General features: G+C 63.8%; 14 protein-coding genes. 7 read left to right on the top strand and 7 right to left on the bottom strand.

The window, feature by feature from the left end; all coding sequences use genetic code 11:
* Positions 1 to 9 precede the first annotated feature (9 nt).
* Positions 10 to 639, bottom strand: a complete 630-nt coding sequence (locus ACFOW6_RS02720; protein WP_382420788.1) for a TIGR00725 family protein — start codon at positions 637 to 639, stop codon at positions 10 to 12.
* A gap of 112 nt (positions 640 to 751) precedes the next feature.
* Here ACFOW6_RS02720 and ACFOW6_RS02715 point away from each other — a divergent pair, with 112 nt between their 5' ends.
* Positions 752 to 1,483 carry a DeoR/GlpR family DNA-binding transcription regulator gene (locus ACFOW6_RS02715; RefSeq protein WP_382420787.1) on the top strand — a complete coding sequence of 244 codons (732 nt, stop codon included), beginning with the start codon at positions 752 to 754 and terminating at the stop codon, positions 1,481 to 1,483.
* Between the two features lie 56 nt (positions 1,484 to 1,539).
* On the opposite strand, the gene ACFOW6_RS02710 is transcribed toward ACFOW6_RS02715, so the two are convergent.
* Complete coding sequence (locus tag ACFOW6_RS02710; protein WP_382420786.1) at positions 1,540 to 2,910, bottom strand: acyclic terpene utilization AtuA family protein; 1,371 nt, start codon at positions 2,908 to 2,910, stop codon at positions 1,540 to 1,542.
* Positions 2,911 to 3,031: 121 nt separating this feature from the next.
* On the opposite strand from ACFOW6_RS02710, the gene ACFOW6_RS02705 reads away from it, so the two are divergent.
* A complete protein-coding gene (locus ACFOW6_RS02705) occupies positions 3,032 to 3,409 on the top strand; it encodes an AtuA-related protein (protein ID WP_382420785.1) in 378 nt (125 codons plus the stop codon).
* Between the two features lie 183 nt (positions 3,410 to 3,592).
* Positions 3,593 to 4,426, top strand: coding sequence for an aldo/keto reductase (locus ACFOW6_RS02700; protein WP_382420784.1), 834 nt, complete (start codon positions 3,593 to 3,595; stop codon positions 4,424 to 4,426).
* A gap of 90 nt (positions 4,427 to 4,516) precedes the next feature.
* Here ACFOW6_RS02700 and ACFOW6_RS02695 read toward each other — a convergent pair whose 3' ends face one another.
* Both ACFOW6_RS02695 and ACFOW6_RS02690 read right to left on the bottom strand, forming a co-directional pair.
* On the bottom strand, positions 4,517 to 5,470 hold the full coding sequence (locus ACFOW6_RS02695) for a zinc metalloprotease HtpX (RefSeq protein WP_382420783.1): 954 nt from the start codon (positions 5,468 to 5,470) through the stop codon (positions 4,517 to 4,519).
* 213 nt (positions 5,471 to 5,683) lie between these two features.
* Positions 5,684 to 5,854: a hypothetical protein gene (locus ACFOW6_RS02690; RefSeq protein WP_382420782.1), complete on the bottom strand. Its 171-nt coding sequence runs from the start codon at positions 5,852 to 5,854 to the stop codon at positions 5,684 to 5,686.
* Positions 5,855 to 6,158: 304 nt separating this feature from the next.
* On the opposite strand from ACFOW6_RS02690, the gene ACFOW6_RS02685 reads away from it, so the two are divergent.
* The gene (locus tag ACFOW6_RS02685; RefSeq protein WP_382420781.1) at positions 6,159 to 6,914 is read left to right on the top strand and encodes an SDR family NAD(P)-dependent oxidoreductase; all 756 of its coding nucleotides are present in this window, start codon (positions 6,159 to 6,161) and stop codon (positions 6,912 to 6,914) included.
* Positions 6,915 to 6,922: 8 nt separating this feature from the next.
* On the opposite strand, the gene ACFOW6_RS02680 is transcribed toward ACFOW6_RS02685, so the two are convergent.
* Positions 6,923 to 10,999, bottom strand: a complete 4,077-nt coding sequence (locus tag ACFOW6_RS02680; RefSeq protein ID WP_382420780.1) for an Ig-like domain-containing protein — start codon at positions 10,997 to 10,999, stop codon at positions 6,923 to 6,925.
* 56 nt (positions 11,000 to 11,055) lie between these two features.
* The gene (locus ACFOW6_RS02675) at positions 11,056 to 12,633 is read right to left on the bottom strand and encodes an APC family permease (protein ID WP_382420779.1); all 1,578 of its coding nucleotides are present in this window, start codon (positions 12,631 to 12,633) and stop codon (positions 11,056 to 11,058) included.
* A gap of 174 nt (positions 12,634 to 12,807) precedes the next feature.
* Between ACFOW6_RS02675 and ACFOW6_RS02670 the strand changes: the two genes are divergently transcribed.
* Positions 12,808 to 13,575 carry a FadR/GntR family transcriptional regulator gene (locus tag ACFOW6_RS02670; RefSeq protein WP_382420778.1) on the top strand — a complete coding sequence of 256 codons (768 nt, stop codon included), beginning with the start codon at positions 12,808 to 12,810 and terminating at the stop codon, positions 13,573 to 13,575.
* Here the strand turns inward: ACFOW6_RS02670 and ACFOW6_RS02665 are convergent.
* Positions 13,519 to 14,388 (bottom strand): sulfite exporter TauE/SafE family protein, encoded by an 870-nt coding sequence (locus tag ACFOW6_RS02665; RefSeq protein ID WP_382420777.1) that lies wholly within the window; start codon positions 14,386 to 14,388, stop codon positions 13,519 to 13,521. The two genes, ACFOW6_RS02670 and ACFOW6_RS02665, sit on opposite strands and share 57 nt — an antisense overlap.
* Positions 14,389 to 14,646: 258 nt before the next feature.
* On the opposite strand from ACFOW6_RS02665, the gene ACFOW6_RS02660 reads away from it, so the two are divergent.
* A complete protein-coding gene (locus tag ACFOW6_RS02660; protein ID WP_382420776.1) occupies positions 14,647 to 15,603 on the top strand; it encodes a tripartite tricarboxylate transporter substrate binding protein in 957 nt (318 codons plus the stop codon).
* On the top strand, positions 15,603 to 16,184 hold the full coding sequence (locus tag ACFOW6_RS02655; protein WP_382420775.1) for a tripartite tricarboxylate transporter TctB family protein: 582 nt from the start codon (positions 15,603 to 15,605) through the stop codon (positions 16,182 to 16,184). The genes ACFOW6_RS02660 and ACFOW6_RS02655 overlap by 1 nt, the downstream gene beginning before the upstream one ends.
* The last annotated feature ends 12 nt before the right edge of the window (positions 16,185 to 16,196 follow it).

Here is a 16,196-nt window from a genome sequence, read left to right as displayed (position 1 = left end):
CGTGGATATTTATCCCGCAGCCGATGCGAGCAGGTGAGCCGACAGGCGGCTGATGGCGGCATCGGTGTCGGCAACGAGCTCCACGCCCTCTATAGCATGGGCTCCAGCCAAGCCGATCACTGGCTTGGAGAAATGCAGGCCGTAAGCGATTTCCGACAATGTTCCGTACGAACCACCGATCGCTATCAATGCGGCACTGGATTTTGCGATGATCATGTTACGTGCCTCGCTCATCCCAGTAGCTATGGGCAGAGCGATGTAATCGTTCGCAGCTCGCCAGTCGTGGTCAGGCAACAGGCCGACACTAAGCCCTCCTGCGGTATGACAGCCGCGGGAGACGGCCTCCATCACCCCGGTCTTTCCTCCACAGATGACCGTCAGGCCCAGGTGGCCCAATGCAGATCCGATCTCTTCGGCCAAGGCAAGCTGTTCGTCCGTGGCCTCGCGTGGGCCGATGACCCCTATGGGAATGCGACGCATCTCTCCGGTGTGGGCCAAATGCTCCAAAGCTCGGCGTGGAGACACCGTCATGGCCTTGACGGGACTCTCCTCCGGAAGCCAGCGCCAGGACCAGGGATCAAGCCGTCCTTGAGGGCCGTATATCCTGTCTTGTGCGATCAGATAGTCGTCGGATTGCATTGTCGTCTCCTTATGGTATTGTAAGTTTTCTTACATCGGACTTAATTCTTTCGCAACTGGCCTAGATGCAGCGAGGCAGGACATCCGAAAACGACATGAGATTTCGTCCCCCATGGGTGAGATGAGTCCACGGCAGAAGCACATTCTGCGTCTTGCTGAGCGACAGGGCTTCGTCACAATTGACAATCTGTCCGAGGATTTCGGCGTTTCCACGCAGACCGTTAGACGGGACATCATCGCCCTATCCGAAGCGGGACTGCTTCAGCGCTTCCATGGGGGAGCCGGACCCATCGGTGAGTCGGAGGCGATTCGCCTTGATCACGAGCACAAAACCGGTGTCGCTGTGGAGGAGAAACGCCGCATAGCCGAGGCAGCGGCCGCGCTGATCGATGATGGAGCCAGTTTGTTTATCGATGTCGGGACAACAATGGAGATGACGGCCGAGGCTCTGAATGTCCGGCGTGGCCTAACGGTCTTCACAACCAGTATCCGTGCGGCGCTGGCCTTGGACTCCTCCAAGCATGAGGTTCGCGTGCTAGGCGGGCGTGTTGCTGGCCGCGATGGATCTTTGGTTGGGGAAGAGGTTGTGCTCGCCCTCTCCGGCATGCAACTCGATCTGGCGCTGATCGCTTGCTCCGGTATTGATGTTGAGGGCAGGGTGATGGACTTCAGCCTGTCCAAGATAACGGTGAAGCAGGCGGCGATGCGTGCAGCTAGCCGAGTGTTCCTGTTGGCGACCCCATCAAAGTTTGGCCGCTCGGCCCTTGCAACAGTGGCACGAGTTGGCGATTTCACGGAAGTGATCGATGGTGTGGCAACTCCTGCAGCTTCCCGAGGCCGCTAAGGGCAACCTCCGGGCGTTTCCTGTTTGGCCCACCGTTGTCTTTCCAGCCTGTCCGGTCAGAGGAAGCTGTAGGAAGCTTGGACCTCCTCTCGCGATACCAGGTAAGACCGAGTTTCGATGCGCGGACTGATCCGGCTGCGCTGGCCGCCGCCGCCGGCCGGGCCACAGCAGTAGAGGGCCAGCACCTCCTGCAGTGCCGCGGCCACCCGCTCGCGGTTGCCGTCGCTGACGGCCAGGCGCACGCGCAAGTCCTCGGGCCAGAGGTCAGGGTCGTTCTCTCCGGCGGCGCGCCAGAGCGTGCCAGCGTCGTTGTCGAAGGCGCTGCTGACCCCGATCAGGTCCAGGCGATGGCGCAGGTCCAGGCCGCGCCGCTCCAGGCGCTTTTCTATGGTCTCGGCCGCCAGCCGGGCGCGTGCGAAGGCGTTGGGCCCGGCATAGGAGATTTCCGCCTCGCCCAGCCAGTCGCCGATGAAGCCAACGGTGGTCTTCAGGCTGTCCGGGCGCGGGCGTCCCCGGGCGCCCCGGACGGCCACGCGGTCCCGACCAACCTCCTCGATCTCCACCGCCCCGATGTCCAGGACAACGTCAGGCGTGAGATAGGCCGTGGGATCGTGGATCTCGTAGAGCAGCTGTTCCTTGACGGTCCGGCTGTCCACCAGCCCGCCGGTGCCCGCCGGCTTGGTGATGACGAAGGTGCCGTCGGCCTCGACTTCGGCAAAGGGAAAGCCGATGTTCTCCTGCTCCGGCACGTCCTTGAAGCCCGGGTCGGCAAAATAGCCGCCCGTCACCTGCGCGCCGCATTCCAGCAGGTGCCCGGCCAGTGTGCCGGCGGCCAGGCGGTCGTGGTCTCGCCAGGACCAACCATAGTGGGCGACCAGGGGGCCCAGAACCAGCGCTGGGTCAGCGACGCGCCCGGTTACCACGATCTGGGCGCCGGCGCGGATGCTCTCGGCAATGGCCTCGGCGCCGATATAGGCATTGGCCGAGACCATCTCCCCTTCCGGCGGCGGCAGGTCACGGTCGGCGTCCCAGATCTCGTGCTCGTCGAGGCGGATGGTCCCGCGGATATCATCGCCCTCGATCACGGCAATGTGCAGGCCCTCCAGGCCCTGCTCCTGCCCGATGCTCCGGATGGCTTCGGCGGCGGCCTTCGGGTTGGCGCAGCCGAAGTTCCCGACGATGGTGATGCCGGCGTCGATGCAGTCCTTCAGGATCGGGCGGATAATCTCGGGCAGCAGGGGTTCATAGCCGCTGGCCGGATCCTGCTGGCGCGCAAGCTGGCCGAGGGCCAGGGTGCGTTCCCCGATGGTCTCGAAGATAATGGCGCCGCCGTCGGGGTTCCCCCTGGCGATTTCGGCCACGACCGGGCCCGCCGCATCGACGCGGTCGCCGGAAAACCCGGCCCCGGATCCAATCCAGAAGGACATGATACCTCCCGTGCGTTAGGGTTCTTCTGGTACCAGACTATCTGCTGTGATGATAATCAATATCTTCATGCCGGATGGCATGGCGGACAGTTTGCGTGGTGCAATGGGAGAACAGGTGACGATGGCTGCAGAGAAAGGCAATGATGACGTCCTGGTTCGCGTGCCTCTCCACCGGGTTGCGCATGGACGCTCGGGAGACAAGGGCAATCGCCAGAACATCAGCGTGATCGCCTATGATCCTGCGGTCTGGCCCTACCTGCTGGACCAGGTCACGGAAGAGCGCGTGCTGGAGGCGTTCCAACATCGTGGCGTAAGCGGGGTGCGGCGCCATGAACTGCCCAATCTCCAGGCCCTGAACTTCGTGATCGAGGATGCTCTGGAGGGGGGCGTGAACGCAGCACTGGCGCTGGATACCCACGGAAAGACCAGCACCTTCCGCCTGCTGTCCATGGAAGTCGAGGTTCCCCAGAACATTGCCACACTGTTTTCCGATCCGTAGGCGCCCATTGAAGCAGCCCAGAGCCCGGAGTCGCGGACCTTGCAAGCCTGCGCGGGCATGAGGGAGGAGACGGATCGCCGGTTGGAAAAATCCGACCGGCACCCCATTTCCCCTCTAGGTCGTCATTCAGTCCTGTATTCTTTCGACCAAGAAATTCACAGCCAAATCAATGGGGTAAGAGTTATGGATCGAGTCGAGGTAAAGGGTGCCGTCATTCCCAAGATCGGTTTCGGGACCTTCCAGCTAGATGCCGACGTGGCGCGCGCCCGGGTGCGCGAGGCCCTGGAGGTCGGCTATCGCCACATCGATACCGCCCAGATGTACAAGAACGAGGAGGCCGTCGGTGCCGGCCTGCGCGACGGCGGCGTGCCGCGCGACGAGATCTTCCTGACCACCAAGGTCTGGCCGGACCGCTTCGCGGATGGCGATCTGCAGCGTTCGGCGGAGGAAAGCCTGGAGCGCCTGAAGCTGGATTACGTGGACCTGCTGCTGCTGCACTGGCCCAATCCCGAGATTTCGCTCTCGGAAACCATCGGTGCCCTGAACGACGTCCGCAAGCGCGGGCTGGCAAAGCACATCGGCATCAGCAACTTCAATGTCGCCCTGATCCGCGAGGCCGTGGCCGCTTCGGAAGCCCCGCTGGTGACCAACCAGGTCGAGTATCATCCCTGGCTGTCGCAGGATCCGGTGCGCCAGGAGCTGGCCCGGCACGGCATGTCGCTGACGGCCTATTGCCCGCTGGGGCAGGGCAAGCTGCTGGAAGAACCGGTAATCCAGCGTCTCGCTCAGGCGTACGGCAAGGAGCCGGGACAGGTGGTCCTGCGCTGGCACTACCAGCAGCCGGACGTCATCGCCATCCCGCGCACCTCCAAGGCCGAGCGGGTGCGCAGCAACCTGGATATCTTCGATTTCGAGCTGAGTGAGGCCGAAATGTCGGAGATCTCGGGCCTGGCTCGTTCGGATGGACGCATCATCAATCCGGCGAACCTGGCTCCGGCCTGGGACAACGCCGCCTGATCGCCTGTCTTTCAGGTGTTTCCAGAGACAGGGACAAAGGCCTCCTCCGGACATCGGAGGGGGCCTTTTTACCGAATCACCCATCCTAGCTCAGTACCAGAGCCCGGGCCAGCGCCAGCGCGGGGCACGGGAAATCCGCGGCAGATGCTGCGGCAGCACGGTCTGCGGGGGCGCTGGTCGTCCACCTGGCTGCCCGCTGTGCGCCTCGCGGAGGTCCATGAGACGACGGATACGCTCCTGGGTTGGCGGGTGGCTGCGCAGGAGCGAGGGCACGGGAATGCCGCGACCGGGTTGGAGAAAGCTGCTCCAGAGGCTGCCCTGGCTACGTTCCAGCTTTACCAGGGCCGAAGCCATCGCGTCCGGATCGCCGGTCAGCCACGCTGCATCCAGGTCCGCGTCGTATTCGCGGGTCCGCGAGAGAGCCAGCTGCATGAGGGTGAGCAGGGTCGGCGCCAGAACCAGGAGGCCAATCAGCAGCCAGGGGACAGTTGCCGCCTCGCTCAGGGCCAGTGGCAGGTTCAGGGCCAGAAGGAAGAGACCCAGGTAGGACAGGAGGGCGGTCAGCCGGCTGATGCTGTCGGCGAGGTTCATGATCCAGAGATCATTGTTGGCAATGTGGCTGATCTCGTGCGCCAGTACGGCCAGAATCTCCCGCGGGGTCAGCGACCGCAGCATGCCGTCCGTCAGGGCAAGCGCCGAATCGCCTGGCTGGCCCACCGAGAAGGCGTTGCTCATGGAGCTCGGCACGTAGTAGAGCCCCGGTACGGACGGCAGACCGGCCCGTTCGGCCAGACGGTGCAGGGCCTCGTGAAGCTCGGGGATTTGCTGGCGCGGCAGAGCGCGCGCCCGATAGAGTCTGAGCACAAGCTCCGGTGACAGGGAGGGGCTCACGACAAGGCCCAGCGTGAGGCCGACCAGGGCCCAGATCACGCCCTCCAGCCCCCAGAGTGTCCAGGCGCAAGCGGCGGCGATCAGCGCCATGCCGGTGATGAGGACCACTGAATGCAGCAGATTGTGCCGCTTGTGCCGCCTGAGAGTCTGCATGATCTTCGTCGGGACAGTGCTCCAGGTTGCTGTGAATGTCTGTCCCATTGAGAGTGGGCTCAGTCGGCGCCCGCTTCAATACTGACGGAGGATGCCGCCGTGCAGGCGCAGAGGGTGAAAATGAGGAGTCTCAACAAGAAGGGTTCAAGCTGTCGTTCCAGGAAGCGGACCCCCTTGATCTGAACGGGGCAGGATGCCGACGTTCCTGGCCAATCACTTCCCGCCTGGCTGCATCAAGGCGATGACCCAGACTGGGGGCGCCCAGAAGAAAGGCGCATGCAGCGTCATGGTCGTGGCCAGGCCGGCGCCGAGTATTTCCTCGAAGCCGCACCATGCGGCCTTTCTGGCCGTGTCGCTTTGGTCTTCATCAGCTTCGTGACTCATGACAGCTACCGTTTCTCCTTTCGCGGCAAGCAGATGATGGCGCCTGTGATTCGAACCCCGGTTTCGCGCGGCGGCGACAGATAGCCGATCCGGCCAAGCGGATCACTTGCGACCAAGTCGCTGCCTTGCAAGCATTTTTCAATTCGACACCCTGATATCTGGATGCGGCGGGCGGGGAAGTTCAAGTGTGACAGCTGAAACCTGCGCCCTTAGACCTCACTGTCCGAGGAGCGTCCTTGATGTAGTGTGGTGACGAGCGATTCAACCGCAAGAACAGCACTATACAGAGGAGAATTCGGTCGTGATGGAGAACGATTTTCAAGACAAGGTGGCCATTGTAACCGGTGCCGGCTCGGGGATCGGGGCGGCGATTGCCCGCGAACTGGGCCGGACAGGCGCCGAAGTTGTGGTCAGCGACCTGGAGGAGGACTCGTCACAGGCAGTGGCCGAGGACATTCGTTCCGCCGGGGGAAAGGCCCAGGTCTGCACTGCGGATGTAGCCGATGCGCAAGCGGTCGAGGCCCTGGTGAACTTCGCGCTGCGGGAATGCGGCGGCCTGCATCTGGCCGTGAACAACGCGGGCATCGGCGGGCCCAGCGAGAAGACCGGCGACTATCCCCTGGACGGCTGGCGCAAGGTGATCGACATCAACCTGAACGGCGTGTTCTATGGGTTGCGCTATCAGATTCCGGCGATGATGCAGAGCGGGGGCGGGGCCATCGTGAACATGGCCTCAATCCTGGGCTCCGTCGGCTTTGCCAAGGCCCCTGCCTACGTGGCGGCCAAGCACGCCCTGGTCGGCCTGACCAAGACGGCGGCCATGGAGTACGCGACCGAGGGCGTGCGCATCAATGCCGTGGGCCCGGCCTTCATCGACACGCCGCTGCTGTCCAAGAACCTGGACGCGGACACCCTGGGCCAACTGGCCGGCCTGCATCCCGTTCAGCGCCTGGGCACGGCGGACGAGGTGTCGGCCCTGACCTGTTTCCTGTTGTCCGAACGGGCGAGCTTCATCACGGGAAGCTACCACCTGGTCGACGGCGGTTATACGGCACAGTAGAGGCGGCCCTACTCGTCGTCCAAGCCGGGACAGACGGCCTGGAAGCGCCCCTCGCCGAGGGACATCACCTCACGGGTGCGATCGAAGAATTCGCCACTGCCCGTAAGCCTTCCCTCATGCAGGCGCAGAAGCGGGCCGTCCACCGGCTCTCCAAAGGGGTCCTTCCAGTCGTCTCCCTCTGCACTGTGCATGGCCATGTAGACCGCGCTCTCCTGTCCATCCGCAGCGATGCGGCGTGCTTCCACAAGCTGGTGGGCACCCTGGGGCAGTTCCGCAATGCTGGCCTTCACCGACAGGTGTTCGCGCTCGACAGGCCCCGAGGTTGCGCTCAGCTCAATGACCGAAGCCTCCGGCCCGAAGCTCTTGCGTTCACAGCGTGCGATCTGCAGTGCGTGAGTTTCGCCATCGAGCACAAGCTTGCCTTCGGGCCCGGACTGGCCGGAGTCCGTTACAGCTTGCGACGAGTCATCTGGCGTTTCTTCGGAGGAGCTTTCCTCCTGGCCCTCGACAGGCTGCTCGGCCAGTGGGGCCGGTCCTCGATCCGGTTCGGGCTCGGGTGGAAGGGATCCCATCCCGTCTACGGGGTCTTCCCGAACCGGGGTTGTGCGGGTGGCTGATGTGGCTTTCAGCAGACGCTCCGTCCGGTTCATGCCGTCACTGACCACCAGGCGGAACTGGGGGCTGGTGCCATCCGGCAAGGCTGCCTTGGGGACCGTCACCCGGCTCGCTCGTGTTTGAGGCACCACGACACGCCAGGCCTCCTTATCCGCCGCGCGGAAGAGCAGGGAGCTGGAAAGCGGGTCGCCATCGGCATCGGACAACAGCCAGTCCAGAACAACCTCGTCCTCGCCGACCTCGCGAATGTCGAAGGCTGCGATCTCCGGTGGGACTGAACTGCGCTGGCGTTTTGCCAGCAGGCTGTCTTCCAGCCGCAGCTCCACGCTGTTGGGTGGTTCGGGACTGCGGACGAGTGCCAGGAAGGGACCGTTGCGGCTGTCGCGCAAGGCGGAGCCGATCGACCGGCTGGACAGCAGCCCGCCTTCAGCATTGCGCAGCAGCAGCGTGAAGTCTCCCTCGGGTCCATGCTTCAGGGAAGTCCCCTGAACGGGAGAGACGTGGTTGATCTGCGCCTGCTGTCCGCTGTCATCCAGCCAGCCGGAGATCACGTAGGTCTGGTCCTGTACACTGTCCTGAGATGCGGAGGCGACGCTTACCGGCTGGAGCATTTGGGTAAACGCGCTTGTTCCCTGGTGGGCTGGGGTGCTCGGTGCCTCCGTGCTGCTGCCGGGCGAAGGCAGGCCGGGGGACATGTAGGTCCGTTCCAGTGCTTCCAGAAGGTGCTGGTAATGATCGCGCAGGATGAAGTGCTTGGCCGTCTCCTGAACGCAGGGGTACATGAGCGGCAGGAGGGTATGCGGACTTTCCCCGTTGCCCTCCTCGAAGGACTTGTTGAAGCCGCTGTTCCCATCCAGCGACAGGCGAAAGCCTTCAATTCCCGGCATTTCACTGCGGCCGGATTTGCATTCGATGGCACGTTCCGTTCGCCCCTTCACGTCAGGCACATGTGGAAGGCCGAAGCCATGACCGAACTCATGCGCGACGGCAGGGACCTCGGCTGCCCGGCGCGAGGTTTCCATCAGGCTGAAGGGCATCAGGAAATGGATGGGCGGGGGCCATACTTCCTCTTGTGCAGTCGGTGCTTGCTTGTCGGTGCCGAACGAGGAGCCGCCGCCCATGACGTCCGTGGGAAAGAACGCGACGACCAGGTCGGGAACATTCCCCTGCTCCCAAAGTCTGTCATGAAGCTCTTTCACCAAAAGGAATCGCGCCTTGTAGTGATGGAATATCTCCCCCTTGTCGTGGTCGAGCAGAGGGTTTGCCCAAGCCTTGTCGTACTTCTCGAATTTGGAAGCGAGATCGTTCCGCCATTCCTCGCTTGGTGCATAGTCTCCGGCGGCGCGCCCTGTCACACCGGTCACCGGAAAGGTCTGCTGCGTGAAGTCTGCACTGTTCTCGGCGATGCGGGCTGCCATATCCCGCGCCGCTGGCGGCACACCGTCGGCCCAGCTGCCCACCTGCATCATGTAGTAGTCGAAGGTGAGATGCTTCTGGAGGTCGGTCCAGGCAACCGACTGTTCGCCTTCCTCCTTTTCCAGACGTCGGTCACAGGGATCGATAGGCTGGACGAATCCGCGGACCTGCCGCATCTGACGCAGGTCCGGCTGCCAGCCGAAGAAGTTCACCGTGTTGGTTGCCCGTCGCTTTTCAGCCTTGCTCGTCAACTCCTCGATGGGGACTTCCGCCTCCTCCTTCCTTTCGTAAAGCATGCCCTCGCGCTCGTCGGTGACCCAGGAATCGGCCGGAATCGTCCGGACATGCCAGGCTTCATCGACAGTGTGCTCCGGTCGGTCCCAGTCCACGTAGAGCCGGGTCAGGGTCTGCTTGCCGGCGACAAGCGGGGCGTCTTTCGATACCTGGAAGACGTGGGGCTCGATCTCGAATTCCTCGGGCAGGGTGGCGAAGGTAAACTCATAGGACTGCGGCAGTTGGGCGCCGTCCGTCCCCTGAGGGCCCAGGGCGCCTCCCTCGATTACGACACGGTGCCAGGCGGCAGGTCTCAGATGGTCCTTCGGCTCTATCAGCAGACGATCACCCTGGACCTGCAGGTCCGTTGCAATCTGCACCATCTCGCCAAAGACGTTGGGATATTCGATAGAGGCGCTGTCGGCGGCCACGCTGTCCGGGTCGAGACGGCGATCGAAGCGAATCTCCAGGTCGGGAGTCTTACGGTCCACATTCCGGGCGCGACCCGGCGGGTAATGCGCGGTTACGGTAAGCTCCGGTTGGCGCTCTCCGCCGCGTGCATCCACCGTGACAGCTGCATAGCCCATGCGAACCATGCTCCCCCGATTGGGAGCCTCGAAGTTTCCGGTCAGTTTGATGGGGCCAGAGCGTGTGCGGGTTTCCGTTCGTTCCGAGCCGTCGAGTTTGCCTTCCCTGTCATAAGTGAATTCGTGAACCTGGACTTCGGCCAGGCCTGAACCCGAAAGTTCTAGCTGGCCGTAAACGGCCCCCTCGGTAATCTCGTGGATATGGACTTCGCCATCCATGCGTCCGCCCACCAGGGTGACCTCGCCCTGGAAGGCCAGGCCCTCGCCTGTCCGGGCCATTCGGGCAAGGTTCAGGCCGCGCATGCCGTCGGGCAGGGAGAAATCCCGTTGGATGTCGTCCAGGATGTCGGCACCCTCGGGGTTGGCGCGCTCCCGCTCGAGGAAGGGCTGGAACCGGCCTTCCCAGGAGGAATAGAAGGCCATGAGGCTGGGCATGGCATCGGGTTCCGCGCCGTCGACGGGTGCGAGGGCGACGGCGCCATAGCTTTCGCCAGGCTGCAGCTCATCCTGCGTGGTGCCGGGTAACTGGATGACGAAATGGCTGGCGGCGTGTGGGTCCCAGCCAGTCGCGCCGCTGTGTTTCACCCAGATGGGGTTGCCGAGCTGTCCGCTTTCCAGCGTGAAGGCATTGGGGCTGGAGATTTCCAGGATTACGTCGCGTTGCTGTTCGTCCTCGGGGATCAAAACATTCAGCGGATCGAAGTCATTGCCGCCTCCGGGTCGCGCCTCGCCCGCGGAACGCCCCATCAGCTCCATCAGGGCCGCGATCCGGTCATCGGCGTTGTCGGCGCCTTCGATATCCTTGGCGCGTTTCTTGAGCTTCTCGGCGCGTGCCTTGACGGAGCTTTTGGCCTCTGCGCCGGACAGGGCGCCGCTCATCAGCAAGCCGTCGCTGGTGAGCGCCGCTACGGGCTGGGCACAAGCCGTGCCCGTCTCCTTGACCAGGCCGGAGAAGGTAAGCTCGGCCTGCCCTGGAGGGGTGCGGCCTTCGGCATAGAGTTCTTGGGGCGTGCGGGGGCCCGTAATGAGGAGATCCTCGTTGAGGGCCCCAAGCATGGTTGCGGATGAACATTCGGCCAGTTTCGGCACCGCGGCCGGCTCGCAGATGTCCTCGGCTGCCAGAAGGGGGTTGAGAGGGAGACTGACCAACAAGAGGCCAAACAGACCCCTTGCACAGTATTGGCGATCGCGCATCAGATACCCTCCCCTTCGACCCCTGAACATGTGAAAAGCCTTACGAACCCAGTTGCCTAGCGCTCCCCTCCCGTCTCGGGGCCCAGGTCCGGGTTGCGTTCGTCGAAGGTTTCCCGGGTCAGGCGCAGCCGGACCGCCCAGACCAGCGTGGCCAGTGCCAGGACGGTGCCCACCAGGATGTCCCAGCCGAAGGGAATCAGGTCGCGGCCGCCGCCGAACCCGCCCAGCCAGGACAGCAGCGTCAGGCCGATCATGTAGGGCAAAAGCCACAGGGCATTGCGGGCATCCACGTCCCAGTTGCCGCTGCGGGCCTGGCCGGCGGCGAAGAGCAGGCCGCCGATGACGAGCGCAAGCACGAGCCGCCAGGTGTTGTCCCAGCCGGACCAGTAGATCACCAGAGTGGCGACGACGAAGGCCAGGGCCGCAATCGGCCAGGCGAAGGGCAGGCGGAAGCCGCGCTCGATGTCGGGCATCTGGTAGCGCAAGGCCAGCAGGGCGATGGGCCCGATGGTGAGCGACAGGGTGATGGCCGAGCTGTTGAGGGCCACCAGTTCCTGGAAGGGCAGAGCCAAGAAGGCCGCGATACCGAGTGCCAGGTTGAGCAGCAAGGCATTGAGCGGCACCTGGCGTTCGGACAGGCGGGTCATGAGGCTCGGAAAGAAGCCGTTGCGCGCCAGGGCCAGTGTGATGCGGGCATTGGAGCCGGTGGCCACGAGCGCCCCGCCGAATGGAGCGATCACGGCCCCGGCCAGGATGACACTGGACAGCCAGACCATGCCGAGTGCGACGGCAAGGGCGCCCAATGGGCCGAGCTGGTGGCCGCTTTCCAGTTGGGCCCAGCCCTTGGACAGTTCGTCCGCGGACAGCGCGCCGATGAAGGAAACCTGCAGCAGGAGATAGAGCAGCAGGCAGATCAGGACCGAAAGACACAGCGCGATCGGCATGGTGACCTGCGGTCGGCGGACTTCGCCGGCCATGTCGATGGCATGGCGGAAGCCAAGGAAGGCGAAGAGCACGCCGCCCGTCGGAATGGCTGCCAGAACGCCTTTCCACCCCATCGGCGTGAAGGAGGGACTGGTCGTGAAATTCGCCCCCTGGAAACGGTCGGCGATGATCAGTATGGCGACCACGATGGGCACGATCACCTTGAAGATCGTCAGTCCGGCATTGAGACGGGCGAAGAGGGCTGCCCCGAAGGCATTGATCACGGTCATGATCGCCAGGAAGACGATGGCAAAGGCGATTCCCAGGGAACTGAGCCCGTGACTGGCCGAACTCCCCGAAAGCCAGGGCAGGGGGCCCTGGAGGTATTGCAGCATCACAGTGACCTCGATGGGCGCGGCAAGCACATAGCCCAGCCAGGCGGTCCAGCCCATGGCCGCGGCCAGGGTCTGTCCGTGACTGTAGAAGGGGATGCGGCCCAATCCACCGGCCACCGGCAGGCAGGTGCAGACCTCTGCGAAGGTCAGGGCCAGCAGCATGACCGCCACGCCGCAGATCACCCAGGACAGCAGGGCCGCCGGTCCGGCATGTTGTGCCGCGTTGATAGGTGCGAAGAGCCAGCCCGAACCGATAACACCGCCCACGCCGATGCAGGTCAGCCCGATGACCCCGATGGATCGCTTGAGTTCCATGTGCCCCCCTTATGATTGCAGGCACTATAGCGGCTCGGGCTTTGCGGGTCACCCCGAGGCTGCGTGAAAAGGCAGCTGGTTCCATGGCTTAAGCGCGGCTGGACTTCCGTGAAGCCGGGCAAACTGGTATCACGAAACTAAGCTTGGTCACGAACGGAGGGCCTACGGGCCGGAATGTCGCAATACGAACTCACTCTCAGCAGCCTGCGCACGGCACTGGATGACGGCACCTATGCCCCTGGCATGCGCCTGCCGCCGGAGCGTGACCTGGCCGGCGCCCTGGGCGTCGGCCGGCGGACGCTGCGCCGCGCCCTTGACCTGCTGGAGGCCGAGGGGCGTGTCTGGCGGCACGTGGGCCAGGGCACCTTCGCCGGACCGCGCCCGCAGCGCCGAGCGGCGGATATCGCCAGCCTGACGGAGAGCACGAACCCCTCGGAGATCATGGAGGTCCGCCTGGAGGTGGAACCGCGGCTGGCGGCCTTCGCCGCCCTGCGCGCCACGCAACGCGAGCTGGCGGAGATTCGCTACTATGCGGAAAAGAGCGGATCCTCGACCAACATCGAGGCCTACGAGATCTGGGACAGCGCGCTACATCGCGCCATCGCGCTGGCCGCCCACAACAGCCTGTTCCTGGGACTGTTCGATACCCTGAATGCCGTGCGGGCGCAGGCTGCCTGGGGGCGCCTGCGCGAATCGGTTCTCGATGACCGGCGTCGCCGTCGCTATGCCGCGGATCACTGCCGCCTGGCGGAGGCCATCGCCGGGCGCTTGCCTGACGAGGCTGCTGCCCAGATGCAGGCGCATCTCAGGATGGTGCAGCGCGACTTGGTGGGAGGGCCGGATTCGCTGGCTGGCCGCAGGGCGGACAAGACGTCGCTGGTGGACTCACGCGGCCTGGAGAGCCGTGAAGAGGTCGTAGAACAGGCGCAGCGAGGTGATTAGCAGGAAGATCGCGAAGGCGATCTTCAGCAGTCGTGGCTTGATGGTGTGGGCCAGGCGCGCGCCATAGGGCGCCAGCAGGGTGGTGGTCGGCACGATGAGGCAGAAGGCGACCAGGTTGATGTAACCGAAGGTGAGCGGGGGGCGACCCTCTGCTCCCAGGCCGCTGACCAGAAAGCCGATGGCGCCGGGAATGGCGATCACGATGCCCACCGCGGAGGCTGTCCCGACGGCCCGGCGGATCTGGTAGTTGCAGGCGCTGAGCAGCGGCACGGTCAGGGTGCCGCCGCCGATGCCCATCATTGTGGAGATCATGCCGATCAGGCCGGCCAGCAGGCTGCGCAGAGGCTCACCGGGCAGTCTTTCGGTCAGCTTGACGCTGTCCTCGCCGCGCAGCATCCGGATGGCGACCAGCAGGGCCACCACGGCGAAGACCGCCGCCAGCAGGTTGCCATTCAGGTAGGCGGCGATCACGCTGCCGATCACCACGCCCGCCAGAAGGGGCGCCACCCACTTCTTGAGCAGTGGGACATCCACGGCCTCTCGTCGATAGTGGGACCGGGCAGATATCAAGCTTGTCGGAATGATGATGGCCAGCGAACTGCCTACGGCAATGTGCATGCGGATGGCTTCGTTGACATCCATCAGGGCCAGCACGTGATAGAGCGCCGGGACGACGACAATGCCGCCGCCGACCCCGAGCAGGCCCGCGATCAGTCCGGCGAAGGCGCCCACGGCCAGCATGGCGAGCGCCCAGAACAGAAGTAGGAGAGGGTCGTTGACGATTTCCAAGGCGACATCCCCGACTGCAACCATTTTCCCTCGTCACGGCGAGGCGTACTGGCTTCATTGGTGAGCCAATGGATGATAGCAATAACGGATTGGTTCTCAAGACTGGAGGCGAAAAGCAAGGGAAAAACTTGAAATACACCGGCCTTCTATCTAATGATGATGGGAAGAAGAAGATGAATAAGGAACCAATATAATAATGGTTCCATCTCATGTCATCATGCAGCCGACCGCGTTACAGTGGCCGGCACGGAACAAGGAGCACAATCGGGAGGTGCCATAATCATGACTATTCGCAAGACATCCCTGACGCTGGCCTGCACACTTGCGGCCGGCGTGGCACTGGGCGGTGCGGCCGCGGCCCAGGACTTCCCCTCGGAGCCGGTCGAGATGATCGTTCCCTGGGGCCCTGGAGGCGGCAGTGACACGCTGATGCGCATCGTCTCCAATCACGGCGAGGAGTATCTCGGCCAGCCGATCCCGGTGGTCAACCTGCCGGGCGTGAGCGGAACCCAGGGTCTGGAAGAGGCGCGCGAACGTGAGCCCGACGGCTACACCATGGCCCAGATCCACGAGGGACTTCTGGTCTCGCACTACACGGGCGTCACCGATGTCCATCCGGACGATTTCGAACCGGTCGCCTCGTTCACACTCTCGCCGCAGTATGTCGTGGTGAACGCGGATACGCCCTGGCAGACCTTCGACGAATTCGTCGAATACGCCGAGGAGAATCCCGGTGAGGTCACCTTCGGCGTGACCATGGCCGGTGTCCCGCACCTGCATGCCGCCATGATCGAGGATGCCACCGGCGCCGAATTCTCCTATGTCGGCTATGAAGGCACCGGCGAGCGCATCCAGGCCCTGGTCGGCGGCCACATCGACGCCGCCATCGGCGACATCGCCTCGGCGCTGGAGTTCGTGAAGGAAGGTGACCTGCGTTACCTGGCCACCGGTGCCACGGAGCGTATCGACGCCACCCCTGACGTTCCCACCTTGCAGGAGCTTGGTTACGACATGGAGCTGACCATCAATCGCGGGCTTTTCGTGCCCAAGGGCACGCCCCAAGAGCGCATCGATGTGCTCGAGGAAAGTCTGACCAAGCTGGAGAACGACGAGGAGTTCGTCGAGCAGGTGAACAACGCCGGTGCGGAAGTGGTGATCCGCGGTCAGGAAGAGTACGCCGAGTACATGAATGAGCTCGACCAGACCGTTTCCGACCTGGCCGAGCGTATCCAGCAGTAATGGCTGCACCGTCCGACCACCAGCCTTCCTCCCCCTCTGCAAAGGAGGCGAAGGAAGGGCCTGGACAGACGGAGGACAAGGGAGGGAGCGCCAGTAACTCGGCGCTCCTTCACCTGTTGCTGAACCTGGCCATGCTGGTGATCTTCGCCTTCCTGTTCGTCGTGGCGAGGGGCCTGCCCGATTCCGCCTGGGAACCGTTGGGGGCCTGGGCCTTTCCGAGTTTCGTTCTGGGTGCCCTGATGCTGCTGAACCTCGCCATGATCGCGCAGACCCTGCCGCGCGCCATCAAGGAGGTGCGCGCCCGGCGTGGCGAGATGCCTGGCATCGTGCGTTCGGCGCTGGCGGAAAAGAAGCTGGTTCTGCTGATGCTGGGGCTGTTCGGGGGCTATGTTGCCGCGTTCAGCCTCGTGGGCTATGCGATCTCGACCTTCCTGTTCATCGTGATCGCCCAGATTTCCGTCGGTCCCAAGACCGTCCGGAATGCAGTGGCAGCCGTGATCATTGCACTCGTTGCCTCCGTCGGCGTGGAATATTTCTTCGCAAAAGTCCTCAGTGTGTTCCTGCCGGGCGGTCTCCTGTAGCCGGACGGGAAC

Source organism: Fodinicurvata halophila (genome assembly GCF_042651425.1).
In the GTDB taxonomy this organism is placed as follows: Bacteria; Pseudomonadota; Alphaproteobacteria; order Kiloniellales; family DSM-21159; genus Fodinicurvata; species Fodinicurvata halophila.
Note: the sequence above shows the minus strand (reverse complement) of the source record. Positions and strands in the feature narration are given on the sequence as shown.

Coding starts and splice junctions, on each gene's coding strand:
- ACFOW6_RS02720 (WP_382420788.1), bottom strand. CDS start 639: ATGCAATCCGACGACTATCTGATCGCACAAGACAGGATATACGGCCCT.
- ACFOW6_RS02715 (WP_382420787.1), top strand. CDS start 752: ATGGGTGAGATGAGTCCACGGCAGAAGCACATTCTGCGTCTTGCTGAG.
- ACFOW6_RS02710 (WP_382420786.1), bottom strand. CDS start 2,910: ATGTCCTTCTGGATTGGATCCGGGGCCGGGTTTTCCGGCGACCGCGTC.
- ACFOW6_RS02705 (WP_382420785.1), top strand. CDS start 3,032: ATGGCTGCAGAGAAAGGCAATGATGACGTCCTGGTTCGCGTGCCTCTC.
- ACFOW6_RS02700 (WP_382420784.1), top strand. CDS start 3,593: ATGGATCGAGTCGAGGTAAAGGGTGCCGTCATTCCCAAGATCGGTTTC.
- ACFOW6_RS02695 (WP_382420783.1), bottom strand. CDS start 5,470: ATGCAGACTCTCAGGCGGCACAAGCGGCACAATCTGCTGCATTCAGTG.
- ACFOW6_RS02690 (WP_382420782.1), bottom strand. CDS start 5,854: ATGAGTCACGAAGCTGATGAAGACCAAAGCGACACGGCCAGAAAGGCC.
- ACFOW6_RS02685 (WP_382420781.1), top strand. CDS start 6,159: ATGGAGAACGATTTTCAAGACAAGGTGGCCATTGTAACCGGTGCCGGC.
- ACFOW6_RS02680 (WP_382420780.1), bottom strand. CDS start 10,999: ATGCGCGATCGCCAATACTGTGCAAGGGGTCTGTTTGGCCTCTTGTTG.
- ACFOW6_RS02675 (WP_382420779.1), bottom strand. CDS start 12,633: ATGGAACTCAAGCGATCCATCGGGGTCATCGGGCTGACCTGCATCGGC.
- ACFOW6_RS02670 (WP_382420778.1), top strand. CDS start 12,808: ATGTCGCAATACGAACTCACTCTCAGCAGCCTGCGCACGGCACTGGAT.
- ACFOW6_RS02665 (WP_382420777.1), bottom strand. CDS start 14,388: ATGGTTGCAGTCGGGGATGTCGCCTTGGAAATCGTCAACGACCCTCTC.
- ACFOW6_RS02660 (WP_382420776.1), top strand. CDS start 14,647: ATGACTATTCGCAAGACATCCCTGACGCTGGCCTGCACACTTGCGGCC.
- ACFOW6_RS02655 (WP_382420775.1), top strand. CDS start 15,603: ATGGCTGCACCGTCCGACCACCAGCCTTCCTCCCCCTCTGCAAAGGAG.